This window comes from Pseudomonas sp. FP818 (genome assembly GCF_030687335.1).
Classification (GTDB): domain Bacteria; phylum Pseudomonadota; class Gammaproteobacteria; order Pseudomonadales; family Pseudomonadaceae; genus Aquipseudomonas; species Aquipseudomonas shahriarae.
In genome coordinates, this window is the sequence record NZ_CP117427.1 from 864,506 (window position 1) to 885,087 (window position 20,582).

15 protein-coding genes are annotated in these 20,582 nt (G+C 60.7%); 1 reads left to right on the forward strand and 14 read right to left on the reverse strand.

Annotated features, from left to right (window positions below; all coding sequences use genetic code 11):
- Positions 1–84: 84 nt before the first annotated feature.
- On the forward strand, positions 85–432 hold the full coding sequence (locus tag PSH80_RS03735; RefSeq protein ID WP_057960655.1) for a BON domain-containing protein: 348 nt from the start codon (positions 85–87) through the stop codon (positions 430–432).
- A gap of 231 nt (positions 433–663) precedes the next feature.
- Here PSH80_RS03735 and PSH80_RS03740 read toward each other — a convergent pair whose 3' ends face one another.
- The 14 genes from PSH80_RS03740 to dksA form a co-directional block, all read right to left on the reverse strand.
- The gene (locus PSH80_RS03740) at positions 664–3,597 is read right to left on the reverse strand and encodes a DUF748 domain-containing protein (RefSeq protein ID WP_252117705.1); all 2,934 of its coding nucleotides are present in this window, start codon (positions 3,595–3,597) and stop codon (positions 664–666) included.
- A 107-nt stretch (positions 3,598–3,704) separates the two neighbouring features.
- Positions 3,705–4,721, reverse strand: a complete 1,017-nt coding sequence (locus tag PSH80_RS03745; protein WP_305419256.1) for a class I SAM-dependent rRNA methyltransferase — start codon at positions 4,719–4,721, stop codon at positions 3,705–3,707.
- Positions 4,722–4,851: 130 nt separating this feature from the next.
- The gene (locus PSH80_RS03750; protein WP_057440165.1) at positions 4,852–5,721 is read right to left on the reverse strand and encodes an oxygenase MpaB family protein; all 870 of its coding nucleotides are present in this window, start codon (positions 5,719–5,721) and stop codon (positions 4,852–4,854) included.
- Between the two features lie 16 nt (positions 5,722–5,737).
- On the reverse strand, positions 5,738–7,675 hold the full coding sequence (acs, locus tag PSH80_RS03755; protein WP_057960652.1) for an acetate--CoA ligase: 1,938 nt from the start codon (positions 7,673–7,675) through the stop codon (positions 5,738–5,740).
- A 122-nt stretch (positions 7,676–7,797) separates the two neighbouring features.
- Complete coding sequence (gene pgi / locus PSH80_RS03760; RefSeq protein ID WP_057440163.1) at positions 7,798–9,462, reverse strand: glucose-6-phosphate isomerase; 1,665 nt, start codon at positions 9,460–9,462, stop codon at positions 7,798–7,800.
- 317 nt (positions 9,463–9,779) lie between these two features.
- Complete coding sequence (gene panC / locus PSH80_RS03765; RefSeq protein ID WP_057960651.1) at positions 9,780–10,634, reverse strand: pantoate--beta-alanine ligase; 855 nt, start codon at positions 10,632–10,634, stop codon at positions 9,780–9,782.
- Positions 10,631–11,431, reverse strand: coding sequence for a 3-methyl-2-oxobutanoate hydroxymethyltransferase (panB, locus tag PSH80_RS03770; protein WP_057960650.1), 801 nt, complete (start codon positions 11,429–11,431; stop codon positions 10,631–10,633). Before panB ends, panC begins: the two co-directional genes overlap by 4 nt.
- A 272-nt stretch (positions 11,432–11,703) precedes the next feature.
- Entirely contained in the window at positions 11,704–12,189 is a 486-nt protein-coding gene (gene folK, locus PSH80_RS03775) for a 2-amino-4-hydroxy-6-hydroxymethyldihydropteridine diphosphokinase (protein WP_128593137.1), read from the reverse strand.
- 5 nt (positions 12,190–12,194) lie between these two features.
- Complete coding sequence (locus tag PSH80_RS03780) at positions 12,195–13,592, reverse strand: polynucleotide adenylyltransferase PcnB (RefSeq protein ID WP_057960649.1); 1,398 nt, start codon at positions 13,590–13,592, stop codon at positions 12,195–12,197.
- 712 nt (positions 13,593–14,304) lie between these two features.
- A complete protein-coding gene (locus PSH80_RS03785; RefSeq protein ID WP_057960648.1) occupies positions 14,305–15,732 on the reverse strand; it encodes a sigma-54 dependent transcriptional regulator in 1,428 nt (475 codons plus the stop codon).
- A gap of 22 nt (positions 15,733–15,754) precedes the next feature.
- Entirely contained in the window at positions 15,755–18,709 is a 2,955-nt protein-coding gene (locus tag PSH80_RS03790) for a sensor histidine kinase (protein ID WP_170045325.1), read from the reverse strand.
- On the reverse strand, positions 18,693–18,869 hold the full coding sequence (locus PSH80_RS03795; protein WP_003176118.1) for a hypothetical protein: 177 nt from the start codon (positions 18,867–18,869) through the stop codon (positions 18,693–18,695). The genes PSH80_RS03790 and PSH80_RS03795 overlap by 17 nt, the downstream gene beginning before the upstream one ends.
- A 62-nt stretch (positions 18,870–18,931) precedes the next feature.
- Positions 18,932–19,819, reverse strand: a complete 888-nt coding sequence (gluQRS, locus tag PSH80_RS03800; protein ID WP_057960646.1) for a tRNA glutamyl-Q(34) synthetase GluQRS — start codon at positions 19,817–19,819, stop codon at positions 18,932–18,934.
- Positions 19,820–19,903: 84 nt separating this feature from the next.
- Positions 19,904–20,347: an RNA polymerase-binding protein DksA gene (gene dksA, locus PSH80_RS03805; protein ID WP_057440158.1), complete on the reverse strand. Its 444-nt coding sequence runs from the start codon at positions 20,345–20,347 to the stop codon at positions 19,904–19,906.
- Positions 20,348–20,582: the final 235 nt, after the last annotated feature.

The following is a 20,582-nucleotide window of genomic DNA, read 5'->3' on the forward strand; positions in this document are numbered from 1 at the left end:
GCACAGCGCCTGCAACAGTACTGGTAACCCTGCAGCATTAACGTTGAAACGCTGCAGACCTTCGAAAAAACAGGAGTTACTCGTATGAAGAAGTTCGCTATCGCTGCTGCAACTGCCACCGCGCTGACCCTGACCATGGCTAACGTTGCGTTCGCCCAAACTTCCCAGGCTCCAATGGTTGTAGCCGCCGGTGAAGTGGACAAGGCCAAAGAAGCGACCACCGATACCTGGATCACCACTAAAGTCAAAGCTGACCTGGTTACCGAGAAAGGCATTCCTGGCACCGACATCAAAGTCGAAACCAACAAAGGTGTGGTCTCCCTGTCCTCCACTGTTGCTGTGACTGATGCACAAAAGGAAATGGCAGTAGCCATCGCCAAGAAAATCAAAGGCGTTAAAGCTGTATCGGCCGACGGCCTGAAAGCAGAGTAACGCGCAACGACTCGACTGGACTTAGGCAAGGCGGCCACGAGCGAGGCAGATATCCGCTCAATGCACCTTACAGGTTCATGCGACCGACCACAGGGATGTGGTCACTACGGGCCCCGACACTTGTGTCGGGGCCCGTTTTATTGTGGCGGGGAATACATGTCTGCGGATTATGCAGATCAAGTGTGGGAGCAGGCAGCCAGCTCCCACACTTTGGACTTATGGTGCCGGTAGTTACTCGGCATCCAGGTGCATTGGCGTAATTACCCGGCCATCTTTCTCGGCCTGGCCGAGGCTGGCATCAATGAAGTACACCCGATCGTCTTCCAACTGGCCCTTGTCGACCAGATAGTCCTTGATTGCACTCGCGCGGTCCTGGCCCAGTTTGCGTAGCAGCACATCACTGCCGCTCCAGAACTTGATCACGCCGTCGCGCAGCTTCGCCGAGCGCTCATCGCTGCCCAGGTCTTTCCACTCAGCCGGTGGCTGTTGCTTCAAGCGGGTGCGATAGATGCCTTCGAGCAGTGGCGCCTTTTCCTTTTCCGGTACTACAAGCAATGACGCCTGGGCCGGGACTTTATCGCCACGGCGCTGGAGTATCTTGTAGTAGTTGTACTGATACTCACGCTCAAGCCGCTCGGCGGCCAGGAACGGACCATCGCTGCTGGCTGCCGCAGTGCCTTCGATTTCCAGGCGCAGGGCAGGGCGCTCCTTGAGGGCTTTGGCGAGGCTGTTGAGGGCCGACTCGGCGTCTTTGCTCAGGGCGCTGGAGCCTGCGGCGAACGACACGTTGCCCAGGTCTTGCGAGCCTCCACCGGTCACCAGCCCGCCAATGAACTTGAACGGCGCCGTTGCCGCGCGCACTACCAGGTTGCGCAGGGTCTGCCAGACGATCGGCATCACACTGAACTGCGGGTTGTTCAAGTCGCCGGTCACCGGCAACTCGATGGAGATCTTGCCGTCAGTGTCCTTGAGCAGGGCAATTGCCAGGCGAATCGGCAGGTCCACCGCGTCCGCGCTGTCGACTTTCTCGCCCAGTTGCAGTTGCTCTACCACCACCTTGTTCTCGGCCTTCAACTGGCCCTTGGTGATCACGTAGTGCAGGTCCAGGTTGAGCCGGCCCTTACGGATACGGAACCCGGCAAACTTGCCCGAGTACGGTGTCAGGGTGGTCAGCTCGACGCGTTTGAAGCTGGTGGCGATGTCCAGCGCGGCCATCGGGTCAAACGGGTTGACGCTGCCCTTGATCGTCACGGGTGCATAGCGGTCAACCTTACCCTTGATGTCCACGCTGGCGGGTTTGGCCTGGCGGCTGTCGATGGTGCCGATCTGGCCATTGAGTTGCTGGATCGCCGTGGCAAAGTTCGGCGTCAGGCTGAAGTCGGCAAAGTTGGCCGAGCCGTCATTGATCGCGATCTGCCCGATACGGATGCCCAGGGGTTTTTCATTGCTCGCGCTGGATTTGGCCGTCGATTTGGCGCCACTGTCGGCAGGCTGTGGGATCAGCAGGTCATCGACGTTGGTGGTGCGATCATCGTTGATCATAAAGCGCGCATAGGGTTGCAGCAGGTTGATCTTGTCGATCGACAGGCTGTTGCCGTGCTGGTAGTTCAAGCCTTCCACCACCAGTCGCTGCCACTTGAGGAAGTCGCGGGTCTTGAGCGTGTCCAGGGTGTGCAGCTGATCCACTTGGGCGCGGCCGGTGATCTGCAGCGCGAGGGGCTCGGTGCTCTTGAGGTTCACATCGAGGTTACTGCCGAGCATGCCGCTGCGCAGTTCCAGGCGGATAAAGGGGCTGATATAGGACTGGGCAACCCGCAGGTCGATATCCTTGGTGTCGACTTTCAACTTGGCGCTGACCGGGTTCAGGTTGACCTGGCCGCTCGCCTGGATCTTGCCCTGCTTGCCCAGGCCACTGTCGATCTTGAGGGTGAAGGGGCTTTGATTGAGGCTGTCGAAGTCTTGTACATCGACATTCAGCGGGCCCAGCTCCAGGGCCACCGCAGGTTTTACCTGGCGATCAGCCAAGTGCACCTGATAGTTACGCAGTTGCACATCCTTGAGCAGCACTTGCCAAGGCTTGCTCGGCGCTGTCGACTCGGGTTTTGGCGAATCGGCCGCGGCGGGAGCGCTTGCTGGTTCAGGCTTGGTGGCTGGCTTGCTCGGCTGGCTGGCGAACAGTTTCTGCCAGTCCAGTTGGCCATCGGCTTCACGGGCGGCCCAGGTTTCGAGCTTGTTACTGCGGATTTTGCCCACGATCACTTGCTGCTTGGCCAGGTCGATCGAGGTTTCGCTGACATCCAGGCGCTCCAGGCGGGCCAGTGGCCGGCCATCCGGGGCCTTGATCGCGAACGGCGCGATGCTCGCCGAGACGTTGGTCAGGTTCAGTTCGGTTTCTTTGGCCAGGTTCAGCTTGTAGTCGGTACTGAAATTAAGGGTGCCGTCTTCCAAGACCAGGGGCACGGCGTCCCGCACATAGGGCCACCAGACTTTCATCTTGCCATCTGTGACCTTCAACTTACCCTCAGAGGCGATCGGCACCAGGCTGAAATTGCCGGTCCAGTCGATCTGCCCGCCCTCGGGGCCAGCGGCGACCAGGGTCATGTCGGCATTGTCTTCGGGCAGGGTGCTGAGGTTTTTCAGCTCGAAGTCGAGTTTGTCGTAGAGGAACTCGATAGGCTCGCTGGGGCGCACGTCTTCGAAGTGCACGTAACCGCTCGCCAGCTTGATGCGTTCGATGCGCAGCGGGAACGGTTTGCTTTCGGGGTCATCGGGGGTCGGTTCGCTCGGCGGCAACTTGAACAGTTGGGCCAGGTTGAGGGTACCGGTCTTGTCGAAGAGGATTTCGGTCTTCGGCTTGTCCAACTGCACATCGGCCAGGTGCAGGGCGCGGGTCCAGAGGCTGTCGATCTGCAGGTTGGCATAGAGGCGTTCAAAGCCCACCTGTTCCTTGCCCGGCTCACCGATTTTCAGGCCCCAGAGGGTCAGTTCCAGGCTGAACGGGTTGAGCTCGATACGCTCGATACGGGCCGGCACGGTAGCGTAATTGGCCAACTGTTGGTTGGCCACGCGAAGCGCAATACCGGGCAGAATCAAAAAGCCCAGCAAGCTGTAGAGTGCAAGGGCGGTCAGCAAGGCGCCTGTGGCGCGAATCAATCCTTTGGGCATGGGTGACGCCATCTATGTCGATCAGGAGTGCCTTGGAGTATGGCACGGGTTTACGGTTCCGAAGAACCGCGCCTTTATTACGCCAGACAGGTTCTTTCAGGGCAATCCTACAACTGCAGGATCAGGGTCTTCAGCGGCGGCTGCTGGTCTTGTGAGGGAAAGTCAGCGCCGGGTGTCATCACTGTCCAGTCGCGTACGGGGCGGCCAGCCTTTTCAGCACAGCGCAAGACCTGCTCGCGCCAGTCATCCATGCTGACCTTTGCCAGGTTGTTGCAGCAGATCAGTACACCGTTTTGCGCGGTGGCCAGCAATGCCGGCTTGAGCAGGCTCTGGTAGTCACGCAACAGGTCCACGGTACCAAAGGCGCTCTTGGCCCAGGCGGGTGGGTCGAGCAGCACCAGGTCATATTGACGTTGCTCCAGGCGCGGGTAGCTCGGCAGTTTTTGCCCGCGACGCTGGGTGATCGGCAGCCCGGCCAGTTGGCGGATTGCCGGGAAGTAATCGGACTGTACAAACGTCATGGCTGGCAGTTGCGGGTTCAACTCGCCGTTTTCGCGACCGACTGCCAGGTTGCCCTCGGCGAAGTCCAGGTTGCACACCTCGCGGGCCCCGCCGGCCGCTGCACTGAGGCCGACGCCGCAGGTGTAGGCAAACAGGTTCAGCACGCTTTTGCCGGCACTGTGCGCCTTGACCCAGCCGCGGGTATTGCGCAGATCCAGGAACAGCAGCGGGTCCTGCCCCGGGTGGCGACCGCGCACGCGATAGTTCAGGCCCCATTCGTGGCCAACCAGGTCTTCCAGGGCCGCAGGTTCGGCGCGGTACACCGTGTCTTCGCGGTCGATACGCGAGTTGCCTCGGGAGCGGTCGTTATAGACCAGCAGCAACTCCAGGCCCAGGTACTGGTTGATCATCAGGTGCACTTGCAGGAGCGCATCGCTGTCCAGGGACTGGTGAAAGCTCTGCACCATCAATTGCGGGCCGTAACGGTCGATGGTCAGGCCCCCCGCGCCTTCCTGGCTGCCATGAAACAACCGATAGCAATCGGTGCCTTGGGCATGCAGCTCGGCGAGCAGGTCTTGGCGGTGATCGAGGGCGGCGCGCAGCGCCTGATTCAGGGACGACATGGAGCGCGCCTTGCTGGGGAATTGAAGCGCGCAAGTTTAACAGCTCCTGTGGGCGTCGGCTTGCCGGCGATGGCGCGGGTGCAGGTCGATCAGTATCGCGGGCAAGCCAATTGCCACAGGGTGTGTGTCGTTACAGCAGGCCCATCCGCCTGTGGGCCCGTTGCACCGAACCATTGCGCATCGCCCAGCGCAGCAGCGGCGCGCTGCGCCTGACCCCGGCGCGGATCAGTTGGCGTTGCAGCGGGCTTTGCTGTTGACCCAGCATGTCACCCGCCCAGTCCGGTAGCAGGTCGATCCCGGCCTGCATCATCAGCGCCCCGAACGGCTTGGCCAGGGCGCTGGGAGCCGGGGCATCGAGCAACAGGCGCAGTACTTCGCGGCTGCGTTCGTCACACAGCAGTTGTGGGCGAATACGTTGCAGGTAATCAGCAATTTCCTGCCTTGAACGCGGCACGTGGCGAGCCCCCAGTTGTTCGGCGACCAGGGCAATCTCGCTGTAATACCGATCCTGGTCTCTGGGCGATAGATCCGGGTTTTTGTAGCGCAAATGCGCCGCCAGAAAGCTGCTGACTTCGGCGACGTGAACCCAGGTCAGCAATTCAGGATCACTGGCCGCGTAGGGGCGCCCGTCAGGTGCGTGCCCGACCACTTGCAGGTGGATGGTGCGCACCTTTTCGATCAGCCATAACGCGTCGCGGCGCGAGCCAAACGTAGTACCGGAAATAAACTGCGAAGTGCGGCGCAAACGCCCAAGCATGTCCTGGCGAAAATTCGAATGGTCCCACACGCCGGCCAGCGCCAGGGGATGAAGCGCCTGCAACATCAAGGCGCTGATACCCCCGATCAGCATGCTGCTGAAGTCACCATGGACCTTCCAGCTCACCGAGTCCGGGCCGAACAGCCCTGGGTCGCCCTTGGGGCTTTCCAGGTCCAGATTGCCCAGGGACAGCCCCGTCAGGCTCATCAGTTGGGATTCGATACGGTTGCGCAGAAATTCCATGGTGGCTTGGGGGTTCCTATCGGTTCAGGCGCTTGTCGATCAGGCCGTCGACCACGCTCGGATCGGCCAGGGTCGAGGTATCGCCCAGGCTGTCCAGTTCGTTGCAGGCGATCTTGCGCAGGATACGCCGCATGATCTTGCCTGAACGGGTTTTCGGCAAGGCCGGCGCCCATTGGATCAGCTCCGGCTTGGCAAAGCCGCCGATTTCCTTGCTGACCAGGTCCAGCAGGTGTTTTTTCAGCGCATCGCTGGGCTCGACGCCATTCATCGGTGTGACAAACGCATAGATGCCCTGGCCCTTGAGGTCATGGGGATAGCCGACGACGGCAGCCTCGGCCACTTTGTCATGCAGCACCAGCGCGCTTTCCACCTCGGCGGTGCCGATGCGATGGCCGGAGACGTTGATCACGTCATCAATACGCCCGGTGATCCAGTAGTCGCCATCCTCGTCGCGCCGCGCACCGTCGCCGGTAAAGTAGTAGCCGGGGTAGGGCTTGAAGTAGGTGTCGATCATCCGCTGCGGGTCGCCATACACGCTGCGGATCTGCCCCGGCCAACTGGCTTTGATCGCCAGGACGCCGCTGCCGGCGCCGCTGATTTCCTTGCCCTGCTCGTCGAGCAATACCGGCTGCACCCCAAACATCGGCTGGGTCGCGCAGCCGGGCTTGATGCGCTGGGCGCTGACCAGCGGGCTGAGCATGATGCCGCCGGTCTCGGTCTGCCACCAGGTATCGACAATCGGGCAGCGCTGCTCGCCGACGGCATTGAAATACCACTCCCAGGCTTCCGGGTTGATCGGCTCGCCGACACTGCCGAGCAATCTCAGGCTGGCCCTGGACGTACTTTCCAGCGGGCCATGACCCTCGCGCATCAAGGCCCGCAGGGCGGTGGGCGCGGTGTAGAAAATATTCACCTGATGTTTATCGATCACCTGCCAGAAGCGCGAGCTGTCCGGGTAACTCGGCACACCCTCGAACATCAGGGACGTGGCGCCATTGGCCAGCGGCCCGTACACGATATAGCTATGGCCCGTGACCCAGCCGACATCGGCGGTGCACCAGAACACTTCGCCCTCGCGATAATCGAGCACGTATTTGAAGGTCATCGCCGCTTGCAGCAGATAGCCGCCGGTGGTGTGCAGCACGCCCTTGGGCTTGCCGGTACTGCCGGAGGTATAGAGGATAAACAGCGGGTCTTCGGCAGCCATCGGCTCGGGCGGACATGCGTCGCTGACCGCTTCCACCGCCTGTTGATACTTGAGGTCGCGCCCTTCAGTCCAGGCTACGGGCGCACCGGTTCGTTCCACCACCAGCACCGTCGTGACATTCGGACAGCTGGCCAGGGCCTTGTCGACATTCTGTTTCAGCGCCACCGGTTTACCGCCGCGTACGCCTTCATCGGCGGTGATCACGGTGCGGCAGTCGGCATCCAGGATACGGTCGCGCAGGGCATCCGGTGAGAACCCGCCAAACACCACGGAATGCACCGCACCAATCCGCGTGCAGGCCAGCATCGCGTAGGCGGCTTCCGGAATCATCGGCATGTAGATACACACCCGGTCGCCTTTTTTCACGCCACGGCTTTTCAGCACATTGGCCAGGCGGCTGACGTTTTGGTGAAGTTGGCGGTAGGTGATTTTGGAAGATTTTGCAGGATCATCGCCTTCCCAGATAAAGGCCGGCTGATCGGCGCGTTGCGCCAGGTGACGGTCAATGCAGTTGTAGCTGACGTTCAACTGGCCACCGGCAAACCACTGCGCGGCGCCGGTGTTGATATCGCAGTGCTGGACGGTCTGCCAGGGCGTGATCCAGTCGAGCAGCGCCTTGGCCTGTTCGGCCCAGAACGTATCGGGGTGTTCGATGGATTGCCGATAGAGGCGCTGGTAGCCCTCTTGACTGAGTTGCGCGCCCCGGCGCACTGCATCGGCATGGGGAAACTGGCTGATATCGAACATTAGGGATCCCTCTTCTTGTTATAGAGACAAGAGTTCAAGGCTGGTCCCTGGGGGAGCTGGCAAGCCAGCTCCCCCAGGGGGCGCTTGTGCAGGTTCAATCCCTGATTGTAGTGCCGATCACATCAACCGCGGTGACGACCACGGAAGTAGTTGATCAAGCCTTGGGTCGAGGCATCGTCGGCCAAGGTTTCCTCGGCGCCCGTCAGGCGGTTGTAGACGCCCTTGCCCAGTTCCTTGCCCAGCTCCACGCCCCATTGGTCAAAGGCGTTGATGCCCCAGATGACGCTTTGTACGAATACTTTGTGTTCATACATCGCCACCAGCGCGCCCAGACGGCGCGGGCTGATCCGCTCCACCACCAGGGTGTTGCTCGGGCGGTTGCCCGGGATCACCTTGTGCGGCGCCAGCTTTTGTATTTCGTCTTCGGCCATGCCTTTGTCACGCAACTCTGCTTCGGCTTCGCTGCGGGTTTTGCCGAGCATCAGCGCCTGGCTCTGGGACAGGCAGTTGGCATACAGCCACTGATGGTGGTCGGAGACCGGGTTGAAGCTGACGATCGGCACAATGAAGTCGGCCGGGATCAACTGGGTGCCCTGGTGCAGCAACTGGTGGTACGCGTGCTGACCGTTGCAGCCCACGCCGCCCCAGATAACCGGGCCAGTATCGGTGGAAACCGGCGTGCCGTCCTGGCGTACGCTCTTGCCGTTGGATTCCATGTCCAACTGTTGCAAGTGCTTGGTGATGTTACGCAGGTAGTGGTCGTACGGCAGGATCGCGTGGCTCTGGGCGCCCCAGAAGTTGCCGTACCACACACCCAGCAGGCCCAGCAGCACCGGCATGTTTGCCTCGAACGGCGCGGTCTGGAAGTGCTGGTCCATGGTGTAGGCACCCGACAGCAGTTCCTTGAAGTTGGACATGCCAATGGCCAGGGCGATTGGCAAGCCGATGGCCGACCACAACGAGTAACGGCCGCCGACCCAATCCCACATCGGGAAGATGTTCTCTTCACGGATACCGAAGGCCACGGCCGCCGCGTTGTTGCTCGACACGGCGATAAAGTGGCGATACAGCTCGGCTTCCGAGCCACCCTGGGCCAGGTACCAGGCGCGGGCGGCCTGGGCGTTTTTCAGGGTTTCCAGGGTGTTGAAGGACTTCGACGAGACGATAAACAGCGTGGTCTCGGCGCGCAGCTTCTGGGTTAGCTCGTGGAATTCACTGCCATCGATATTCGCCAGGTAGTGGCAGCGCACGCCTTTATGGGCGTAGGACAACAGTGCCTCGGAGACCAGCTCTGGGCCGAGGAACGAACCGCCGATGCCGATGTTGACCACGTCGGTGATCGGCTTCTCGGTGTAGCCACGCCACAGGCCGTCATGGATGCGGCCCACCAGGTCGGTGATCTGGTTCAGCACCTTGTGCACGTCGGGCATGATATTGGTGCCGTTGACCGACAACTTGTCGCCCACCGGGCGGCGCAGTGCGGTGTGCAGCGCCGGACGACCTTCCGAAGAGTTGACCGGCTCGCCATCGAACAGCGCCTTGATTGCGCTTTTGAGATCGACTTCGTTGGCCAGGCCCACCAGCAGGTCGCGGGTTTCAGGGGTAATCAGGTTTTTCGAGTAATCGAGGAAAAGTCCGCAGCTGCTCAACGTGAACTGGGTAAAGCGCTGGGGATCGGCATTAAACGCTTCGCGCATGCTGAAATCCTGCATGGCTTGGCGATGTTGATTGAGCGCTTGCCAGGCGGGCAGAGCGGTAACGTCATGAGGGGTGCGGTAATACGCCATCGCTGCGGGTTTCCTTTTTATTACTGGGACTGCTTTTAGGACACTTCTAAACCCGGAACATCCAGTTTTGTATCAAGGTTTGGGTTCCAGACAGCGCTAACTATAACGCCGGGCGATTACATTAAACCTAGCGTGTCGATATGTCTTGGCTTTGTCTGCGCGCAAGCCGGTACTTTTTTATACCGGGGCCTGGGAGGCGCTAAAAACTGAATGTGGGAGCGAGCTTGCCCGCGATGGTGCTGGGTCAGCGACAAATACATCGACTGACCGTCCGCCATCGAGGGCAAGCCCGCTCCCACATGGGGAGATTGCCAGGCTTAAGCGCTGAGGTTGAGGTGCAGGTTGTCGATCAACCGTGTTGCGCCCAGGTACGCGGCGACCAGGATCACCACATCACGATCCTCGGCGGTTGCCGGACGCAGGTGCTGGCCCTGGCAGACTTCCAGGTAGTCCATGCGCAGGCCGGCGGCCTCGATGTGCTGGACCTGCTCGGCCCGCAGCTTGGCGAAGTCGCGGTCGCCGTTTTCAATGGCGGTGGCGATATGACGGAGGCTGCGGTACAGCACCGGGGCGATGGCGCGCTGTTCTTCAGTCAGGTAACCGTTGCGCGAGGACAGCGCCAGGCCGTCCTCGGCGCGCACGGTGGGCTCGCCAATGATCTGGATCGGCATGTTCAGGTCGCGCACCATGGCGCGGATCACCGCCAGTTGCTGGTAGTCCTTTTGCCCGAACACCGCCAGGTCGGGCTGGACCATGTTGAACAGTTTGCTCACCACCGTCGCCACGCCCTCGAAGTGACCCGGGCGGCTGGCGCCGCACAGGCCTTCGGACAGTTGCGGCACGCTGACCCGGGTCTGCACCGTCATGCCGTCGGGGTACATCTCGTCGACGGTGGGGGCGAACAGCAGGTTGCAGCCCGCCACCAGCAGCTTTTCCTGGTCGGCGGCCAGAGTGCGCGGGTACTTGTCCAGGTCTTCACCGGCGCCAAACTGCAGTGGGTTGACGAAAATGCTCGCCACCACGAAGTCGGCTTGTTCGGCGGCGCGTGTCACCAGCGTAGCGTGGCCGGCATGCAGGTTGCCCATGGTCGGCACGAAGCCAATGCGCTTGCCGGCGTTACGCGCGTGAGTGACGGCGGCCCGCAGTTCGCGCAGGGTTTTTACGGTGTTCATGCAGAGAATCCGTGTTCGAGGCCAGGGAAGGTAACGGCTTTGACTTCAGCCACATAGGCGCTCAGCGCGGCCTGGATGTTGTCCTGGCCGGTCATGAAGTTCTTCACGAATTTGGGGGCGCGGCCGGTGAGGTTCAGGCCGAGCATGTCATGCAGCACCAGGACCTGGCCGTCGGTCGCGCTGCCGGCGCCAATGCCGATCACCGGGATTTTCACCGCCTGGGTGATTTCTTCCGCCAGTTCGCTAGGCACGCACTCGAGCACAATCATTGCAGCGCCGGCCTGCTCCAGGGCGATGGCGTCGGCCCGCATCTGCCGGGCTTGGGCTTCATTACGGCCCTGGACCTTGTAGCCACCCAGGATATTGACGGACTGTGGCGTGAGGCCCATGTGTGCGCATACCGGAACGCCGCGTTCAGCCAACAATCGGATCGACTCGGCAAGCCACAAGGCACCTTCGACCTTGATCATATGTGCCCCGGCCTGCATCAGCTTGCCGGCGTTCTGGAAGGTCTGCTCAAGCGTTGCGTACGCCATGAACGGCAGGTCGGCGATGATAAAGGCGCCTTCGTTACCGCGCTTGACGCTGGCGGTGTGGTAGGCAAGTTCATCGGTGGTGACGGGGAGGGTGCTGTCATTCCCTTGAAGAACCATGCCCAGGGAGTCGCCCACCAGTAACACCTCGACCCCGGCCTGGCAGCAAGCCTGGGCGAACGTGGCGTCATAGCAGGTCAGCATGGTGATTTTTTCACCCTTGAGTTTGAGGCTCTGCAAGGTGGTCAGGGTAATGTCTGGCATGAAAAGGGTCCTCGTTCAGGCGCTTGGAAACAGCGAGTAACGCGCGTGAGTCTTCGTTTATACAGGCGCACTTTCTTCAGAGCAGTGCTTATAAGGCCTGGATTGCGCCCTTCAGCGCCGGGTTGGCGGCAGCGGGACGCCTATAGTCGTGAGGAGGACTCTGGAAGTCAATTGGATGTGTTACCGCATTGTTACGAGCGGGGTGTTACCGCTGTTACTGATGCGATTCAGCAGGTAAAAGGCGTGCTCGGCCAGCGCCCACAGGGCTTGAGTCAAGCAGGAGGCAGGCGTTCCAGGCCGACGAATGGGCATTGATCGAGCAGATCACTGAGTAGGCGGCCGTCAGGCAGTTGCAAAGTGGCCGGTGCCAGTTCGGCAAGTGGATACAACACAAAAGCCCTTAGATGCATCTGGTAATGAGGCACCTTGAGGTGCGGCTCATCAATCAGGCGATCGCCAAACAGCAGGATATCCAAGTCCAGGGTGCGCGGGCCCCAACGCTCAAGGCGTTCGCGACCCTGGTCGTTCTCGATGGCTTGCAGCGCATCCAGCAGTTCCAGTGGCGCGAGGGTGCTGTTCAGCGCCGCCACCGCATTGGTATAGCGGGGCTGGCCGGGAAGCAGGGAATCACTTTGGTAGAAGGCAGAAACACCGACGAATGTGGTGTTCGGCAACTGCGCCAACGCCTCGATGGCGTTGCGCAATTGCTGTTGCGGGGCAGCGAGGTTGCTGCCCATGCCGATGTAGATACGCTCCACGGTGCTTATTCGCCAGAGGTATCGGCGGCACTGCGCTTGCGTTTGCTACCGCTGCTGCGGCGGCGCTTTTTCGGGCCGTCGCCAGTGGGTTCGCCTTTGCTGCTCAGTTCACGAATCATCTCGCGACGTTCGCTGTCATTGGCGTCCTGGTAGTCGGTCCACCATTCGCCCAGGCCATCAGTCTGCTCGCCGGCGCTTTCACGCAGCAGCAGGAAGTCATAGCCGGCACGGAAGCGCGGGTTGTCCAGCAGCAGGTCGGCACGTTTGCCACTGCGCCGTGGCAGGCGTTCCTGCATGTCCCAGATCTCGCGGATCGGCATGGTGAAGCGCTTGGGGATTGCGATGCGCTGGCATTGCTCGGCGATCAACTCGTGCGCGGCTTCCTGCATCGCTGGAATCGGCGGCATGCCACGGTTCTGCAGGCGCAGCACGCGGGCGGGCAGCGCCGGCCAGAGCAGGGCGGCAAACAGGAATGCCGGGGTCACCGGTTTGTTCTGTTTGATCCGCAGGTCAGTGTTGATCAACGCTTCACTGATCAGCGTGTGGGTGTACGTGGGGTTGTGCTCCAGTGCATCGGCGCTGGCCGGGAACAGTGGGTCGAACAACTGCAGGTCCACCAGCATTTCGAAGGTGTCGGCGGCATGCCCGGAAAGGAACAGCTTGAGCACTTCCTCGAACAGGCGTGCCGAAGGGATTTCCCGCAGCATCGGCGCCAGCTCGCGAATCGGCGCGGCCGTATGTTTCTCGATGCCGAAGTTCAGCTTGGCGGCAAAGCGCACGGCCCGCAGCATGCGCACCGGGTCTTCCTGGTAGCGCTGCGTAGGGTCGCCGATCAGGCGGATCAGGTGGTTGCGAATATCGTGTACGCCGTTGGCGTAATCGAGGATGCGCTCGCTGACCGGATCGTAATAGAGGGCATTGATGGTGAAGTCGCGGCGTTGCGCGTCTTCTTCCAGGGTGCCGTACACATTGTCCCGCAGGATGCGTCCGCTTTCGTTGCGGGAAGACTGGTTGCTGTCTTCCTCTTCATCGTTTTGCGGGTGGCCTGCTCGGAAGGTGGCGACCTCGATGATCTCGCGACCAAAGTGGATATGCACCAACTTGAAGCGCCGACCGATGATCCGCGCGTTGCGAAACTCGGCGCGCACTTGTTCAGGCGTGGCGCTGGTGGCGACGTCGAAATCCTTGGGAGTGATGTTGAGCAACATGTCGCGCACACAACCACCGACCAGGTAGGCCTGGTAGCCAGCGTTCTGCAGGCGTTCGACGATGTTCACCGCATAACGGCTGAACTGGGCGCGCTGCAGCGAATGTTGATTGCTGTTGAGCACTTCAGGCGTGCTGCGAATGTGTTGCGTACGACGCAAGGGGGAACGGAATGACTGGAACAACTTCTTCAGCATGGGATGCACTGTTTGAAGGAATGTTCGGCCATAACGAAGAATGACCGCATGATGGGCCGGGATTCTAGCATTTAGTCAGGGGATGGTGTAGGAACTAGCTGCAAGCGTTGAGCCAGATGCTTAAATAAGCCGGTGCGGCGCTCAAATCGCAGAAACTACAAGGGGAGCCGAAGCTCCCCCAGAAAGTAGTTGCGTGCTCTATTTTTATTATTGGTTTCGGGCTTCTTGTTTTTGTTGATCGCCCTCGCCATGAGATTTGACCTTCATGACACTCCCAATCGGGAGTCAAGAGCAAACGGATTGCTTTGGTCGCTGTGTTGCGATGATCAATGATCCAACCAGTTCAGGCTCTGCCTTAGGGCAGTTTTTGTTGTTCTCGGCCTGGTTGCGGGGCAAGCCCCAAATGCAACGCCTCTCCAAAAGAATCAGTTAGCTGCGCCTCCGCCGTGTTGTTTTTATTGTGCGTGAGTCGATTCGTCTTATTTTTATTGTGTGTGTACGGTGCTTTTTATTGTTCTTGTACTAAGCATATAGCAGGGTGCGTGCCAACTTTTGCGAGCCCCAGCAAAATCAGGGGGATGGCCGGGTTTTGGGTGTTTGGCAGGCGAAAAAAAGCCGGGGCTTCGTTACCGTAAGCCCCGGCTTTTTGTTACGTGAATATCTGAGGTAACAGTTTTTTCACGTTTGGGGTGTTACCCAATGTGAGTTGACCTCAGCTTTCGCTGGCAACCCCGGTCTTGCGCCGTGGAATGCCCAGGCGCTGGCGCCGTTCCCACAGGCACTTGCGGCTGACACCCAGTTTGCGCGCCAGTTCGGTCTCGGTCATATGGTCCTGGTGCTCCAGGACGAAGTGCTGGAAGTAGTCTTCCAGGGACAAGTCTTCTGTAGGCTCATGGCTGGTGTTACTGCCGCCCTGTTGTGGTGCCAGGCCAATGAAGTCGTCATCGTCCAGGTCACTCAGTTCGATATCAATGCCCAGCAGCTCGGCGGAGATCTGCGGGCTCTCCGAAAGAATCACAGCCCGCTCCACGGCGTTTTCCAGCTCGCGCACGTTACCTGGCCACGAATAGTGGCGGATGGCTTGCTCGGCGTCGGCCGCAAACGTCAGGTCGGTACGGTTGACGCGCGCGCTCTGGCGCAACAGGAATGCATTGGCAATCTCGTTGACGTCGGCACCGCGTTCGCGCAGGGCCGGCAGCTTGAGGGCGATTACGTGCAGGCGGTAATACAGGTCTTCGCGGAACTGGCCGATTTTCGCCAGGCTCTTCAGGTCCCGGTGAGTCGCGGCGATCAGGCGCACATCGACTTTTTGTGACTGCACCGAGCCGACCCGGCGAATCTCGCCCTCCTGCAATACGCGCAGCAGGCGTGCCTGGGCTTCCAGGGGCAGCTCACCGATTTCGTCGAGGAACAGCGTGCCGCCGTCCGCCGCTTCCACCAGGCCGGCGCGTCCGGCGCTGGCGCCGGTAAAGGCACCTTTCTCGTGGCCGAACAGTTCGGATTCGATCAAGGATTCGGGGATTGCCGCGCAGTTCACCGAGATCATCGGGGCCTTGGCGCGTTTGGACAGGTTGTGCAGGGCGCGGGCCACCAGCTCTTTGCCGGTGCCGGACTCGCCCTGGATCAGGACATTGGAGTCCGTGGGCGCAACCTTGCGGATCTTGACGTACAGGTCCTGCATGGGCGGGCAGGAGCCGATGATGCCGATTTCGCCATTGCTGTTGTCGACCCCGGGTTTGTCGCTGGCGGCCTTGCCGGCCGGCCGTTCCGCCGGGGCACTGTTGGTGGACTGGCGGTCACGCAGGATGCGCGCCACGGCCTGGAGCATTTCGTCGTGGTCGAAGGGCTTGGCGATGTAGTCCACCGCGCCCATCTTCATGGAGTCTACGGCCGAGCGCAGGCTGGCATAGCTGGTCATGATCAGCACCGGCGTGCCCTGGCCCAGCTTGATCAGTTCGGTACCGGGCGCGCCAGGCAGGCGCAGGTCACTGACAATCAGGTCGAATGTGGGAATGCTGAAACGCTCTTGGGCTTCCTGCACCGAGCCGGCTTCGCTGACCTGGTACTGATTACGTTCAAGCAGGCGACGCAAGGCAGAGCGGATAATGGTTTCGTCTTCGACGATCAAAATGTGCGGCATTGATTCAATTCTCTCGACGGTCTCAGTTCACAGCGGACGTCGCTTCGACATGACGCGGCAAGGTCACCCGAATACGGGTGCCGCGTTGGCTTTCGGTGTCAGCCGGGCTGTCGATGGTGATTTGTCCATAATGCTCTTCAACGATGGAATAGACCAGTGCAAGGCCCAGACCGGTACCTTCACCAGGATCCTTGGTGGTGAAGAAGGGTTCGAACAATCGGTCCATGATGTTCTGTGGAATACCGCTGCCTTCGTCTTCGACGATCAGGTCTACCGTGTGCTCGTAAGCCTCGCTCTTGACCCTTACCGCACTGCCGGCGGGTGTCGCGTCGCGGGCATTGGACAGCAGGTTGATCAGCACCTGGGCCAGGCGTTGTGAGTCGCCGACCACCCAGTGTTCCGGATCGCACAAGTTATAGAACTGTACTTCGAAATTACGCCGGTTCAAGGCCAGCAGCCCAATAGCATCCTGGGCGACTTCAGCCAGGCACACCGCTTCATCGTGATTCTGGTGGCCGCCGGCATGGGCGAAGCTCATCAGCGATTGCACGATGCGCGAGACGCGTTTGGTCTGCTCGAGGATCTGCCCGCTGATTTCGGTGATTTCGTCGTCTTCTTCGCGCTCCTCGCGCAGGTTCTGCGCCAGGCACGCGATACCGGTGATCGGATTGCCGATCTCGTGGGCCACGCCTGCCGCCAGGCGCCCGATACTGGCCAGGCGCTCGGAATGCACCAGCTTGTCTTCGAGCATCTGGGTTTCAGTGAGGTCTTCGACCAGCAATACCAAGCCACTGTTGCCTGGGGCCAGGGGTTCGTCGATGGCCGCTTTGTGCAGGTTCAGCCAGCGGGTCTGGCCATCCAGGGCCAGGTGCTGTTTGTGCAAGTGTTCGTCGGGCAGGTTGATAAAGCCCTGCAGCAACTCGCGCCAGGGATCGCCGATGGTGGTCAGGCGCGAGCCGACCACGCGCTGGGCGGCGATGCCGGTCAGCTCTTCCATGGCCTTGTTCCACATCAGGATCTCCTGGTCCTTGGCCAGGGAGCACACGCCCATGGGCAGTTCCTGCAGGGTCTGGCGGTGGTAGCGGCGCAGGGCATCGAGTTCGGCGGCAAGGCCGGTGAGGCGTGAGTGGTAGTCTTCCAGCCGGCTCTCGATAAAGTGGATATCTTCAGTTACATAGTTTTCGCCGCCGGCCTTGTAGGGCAGGAAGGTCTCGACCATGTCCTGGGACACGCTGGGGCCCATCAACCCGGACAGGTTGGCCTCGATGCGGTCGCGCAGGCGGCGCAGGGCATAGGGGCGGCGCTCGTCGAAAGGCAGGTACAGATCGCGCAGTGCCTGTTCCACTTCCTTTTGTGCAGCCTTGGCGCCCAGGGGCTTGGCCAGTTGCGTGGCGAATTCCTGGGGCGAGGCGGCATGCAGTTCGCGGCGTTGCGGGCGGCGTACGTTATCCACCGCGCAGGCTTCGGCCGCACTGGTTTCTTCGGGGCTGGCGTTGGTGAACAGGGAGATCAGGGTGAACATCAGTACGTTGGCCGCCAGTGAGGCGATGGCTGCCATGTGCCAACTGGTGTCATCCAGCACGTAGATCATGTTCAGCAGCGGGATGTAGAAACCCTGCAGGTTGCCGACCAGTGGTAGCAGCATGGTCACCAGCCACACCAGGATCCCCGCCAGCAGCCCGGCGATAAATCCACGCCGATTGGCGGTTGGCCAGTACAGCACCGACAACACCCCCGGCAGGAACTGCAAGGTGGCGACGAAGGCCACAATGCCGAGGTTGGCCAGGTCTTGCTCGGCCGCCATCAGCAGGTAGAAGCCATAGCCGGCCATGATGATGGCCACGATCAGCGCGCGGCGTGTCCATTTCAGCCAGCGGTAGATATTGCCTTCGGCGGGCGGCTGATACAGCGGCAGCACCAGGTGGTTGAGGGCCATGCCCGACAGCGCCAGGGTGGTGACGATAATCAAGCCACTGGCCGCCGATAACCCACCGACATAGGCCAGCAGCGCCAGGGATTTACTGTTGGCGGCGATGCCGATGCCGAGGGTGAAGTATTCCGGGTTGGTGGTGGCCCCCAGTTTCAGCCCGGCCCAGAGGATCAGCGGCACCGCCAGGCTCATCAGCAACAGGAACAGGGGCAGGCCCCAGCTGGCGCTGACCAGCGAACGCGGGTTGAGGTTCTCGGTGAAGGTCATGTGGTACATGTGCGGCATGACGATGGCCGAGGCAAAGAACACCAGCAGCAACGTGCGCCAGGGGCCTTCCTGCAGCGGAGTGTGCAGGGCGGCGAGGGCGGTCTGGTTTTGCAGCAGCCACAGCTCAAGTTGTTGCGGGCCGTCGAACACCCCGTACAGCGCGTACAAGCCCACGCCACCGATGGCGATCAGCTTGATCACCGACTCGAAGGCAATCGCAAACACCAGGCCTTCGTGTTTTTCCCGGGTGGCGATATGCCGCGAGCCGAAAAAAATCGTGAACAGGGTGATCAGCGCACAAAAGCTCAGGGCCACCCGATGTTGCACCGGCTCGTGGGTAAGAATACCGATGGAATCGGCCACTGCCTGGATCTGCAGGGCCAGCAGCGGCAGCACGCCAATCAGCATGAAGATCGTGGTCAGCGCGCCGGCCCAGGTGCTGCGAAAGCGGAAGGCAAACAGGTCAGCCAGCGACGACAGTTGGTAGGTGCGGGTGATTTTCAGGATCGGGTACAGCAGCACCGGCGCCAGCAGGAAGGCCCCGGATACCCCGAGGTAGCTGGAAAGAAACCCATAGCCATATTGGTAGGCCAGGCCCACCGTGCCATAGAACGCCCAAGCGCTGGCATAGACGCCCAGGGACAAGGTGTAGGTCAGCGGGTGGCGAATGATCGCCCGCGGGATCATCCCACGCTCACTGATCCAGGCCACCCCGAACAGCGCGGCCAGGTAGGCGGCGCTGATCAGCAGCATCTGGGTCAGGCTAAAGCTCATCGGCATCTTTTTGGCTCTGCAGGATGAAAGTCACGACGATCAGGATCAACCACAGCAGATAGGGGCGATACCAGGCGCCCGTGGCGTCGATCCACCAGTCCATGATGGCGGGAGAAAACAGGTAGATCCCGACGACCAGCAGCAGGACCAATCGATAGATGTACATGTTGGCCTCTGATTGAAAAACTGCGGCGATGTTAACGGATGGTTGGCAGGCTGCAAGCGTCTTCAGTGCAATTGCGCTTCGGCCAGGGTCAGTGTGCGCGGGATCCGGGTGGCATCCCAGTGCCGGATGCCCCAACCGAGCAGTTCCTGTGGGCTGGCGTGGAGCAGCTCATCCCCCGGCTGCTGGCCGAGGGCGCGCAGGGCCCTGAGTAGCAGAGGTGTGGCCTGGTCGGGCGTTAGCGGCGGCGAGCGGTAGGATTTACCCAGCTTGTTACCGTCCGGCTGGATGATCAGCGGTACATGCAGGTAGCGCGGCTGGCGCAGGCCCAGCAGTTCTTGCAGGTACAGCTGGCGCGGCGTGGAGTCCAGCAGGTCGGCGCCGCGCACGATATCGGTGACACCTTGCCAGGCATCGTCGAGCACCACCGCCAGTTGGTAGGCATACAGGCCGTCGCGGCGGCGGATGACGAAATCGCCTACATCGCGGCCCAAGTGTTGTCGGAATTGGCCTTGTACGCGGTCAGTGAAATGGTATTCCAGTTCGGGAACCCGTAGGCGAATGGCAGCATCCTGCTGAGCGTGGCCGGCGTTGCGGCACAGGCCCGGGTAAATGCCGTTATACGGTTCCAGTTGCTTGCGTGAGCAGGTGCAGGCGTAGGCCAGGCCATGGTTGAACATGTCGTTCAGGACTTTGGCGTAGGCATCATGCCGCTCGCTTTGTCGGACCAGTTCCCCGTCCCATTCAAAACCATAGCTTTCCAGAGCATGCAGGATCGCCGCCTGGGCGCCGGGCTCTTCACGGGGAGGGTCGAGGTCTTCCATGCGCATCAGCCAGCGGCCTTGATTGGCGCGGGCGTCGAGATAGGATGCGAGGGCTGCAACCAGGGAGCCGAAGTGCAAATGGCCGCTGGGGGTGGGGGCGAAACGCCCGATATAGGGAGAGGCTGTCATGGCCTGGATATTACTGGAAAACCGCCAAACCCCAGAAACAAAAATGGGGCGTTTGCACGCCCCATTTGTTCGGCCCGGCAGGGATTACTTGCCGACCTGTTTTTCCTTGATTTCTGCAAGGTTCTTGCAGTCCACACACATGTCTGCGGTCGGACGGGCTTCCAGGCGACGAATACCGATCTCGATGCCACAGGATTCGCACCAGCCGTATTCTTCGTCCTTGATCAGTTGCAGCGTCTTGTCGATCTTCTTGATCAACTTGCGCTCGCGATCGCGCGCACGCAATTCCAGGGCAAATTCTTCTTCCTGGCTGGCACGGTCTGCCGGGTCAGGAAAGTTGGCTGCTTCGTCCTTCATATGGCCAACGGTACGATCGACCTCCTGCATCAAGTCCTGTTTCCACTTGTTCAGGATCTTGGTGAAGTGCTCGCGCATGGGCTCGCCCATGTATTCTTCGCCCTTCTTTTCTACGTAAGGTTCGAAGCCGCCGAGACCTTGAGTCTGCTGTTGCTTTGCTTGGGTGGACATGAATAGACCGCCTCTCACTCTTCTAATCCATTGCGCAGGATTGCAACATCACCGACACCTGCCGGCCCTGCGGCTGCAAGCGGGCGAACTTACCAGATAGCTTCGGGGTGCGCCACTCCCGGTTGTCGAGGCCCGTCCTGCCGGGGTTGCAAACTGCTGCGACCGGCAATGGCTGGGTATACATTGTCTCGAATGTTGATTTTAGTCGTTTTGCAGGTGCTTGCCCGGCTCATTG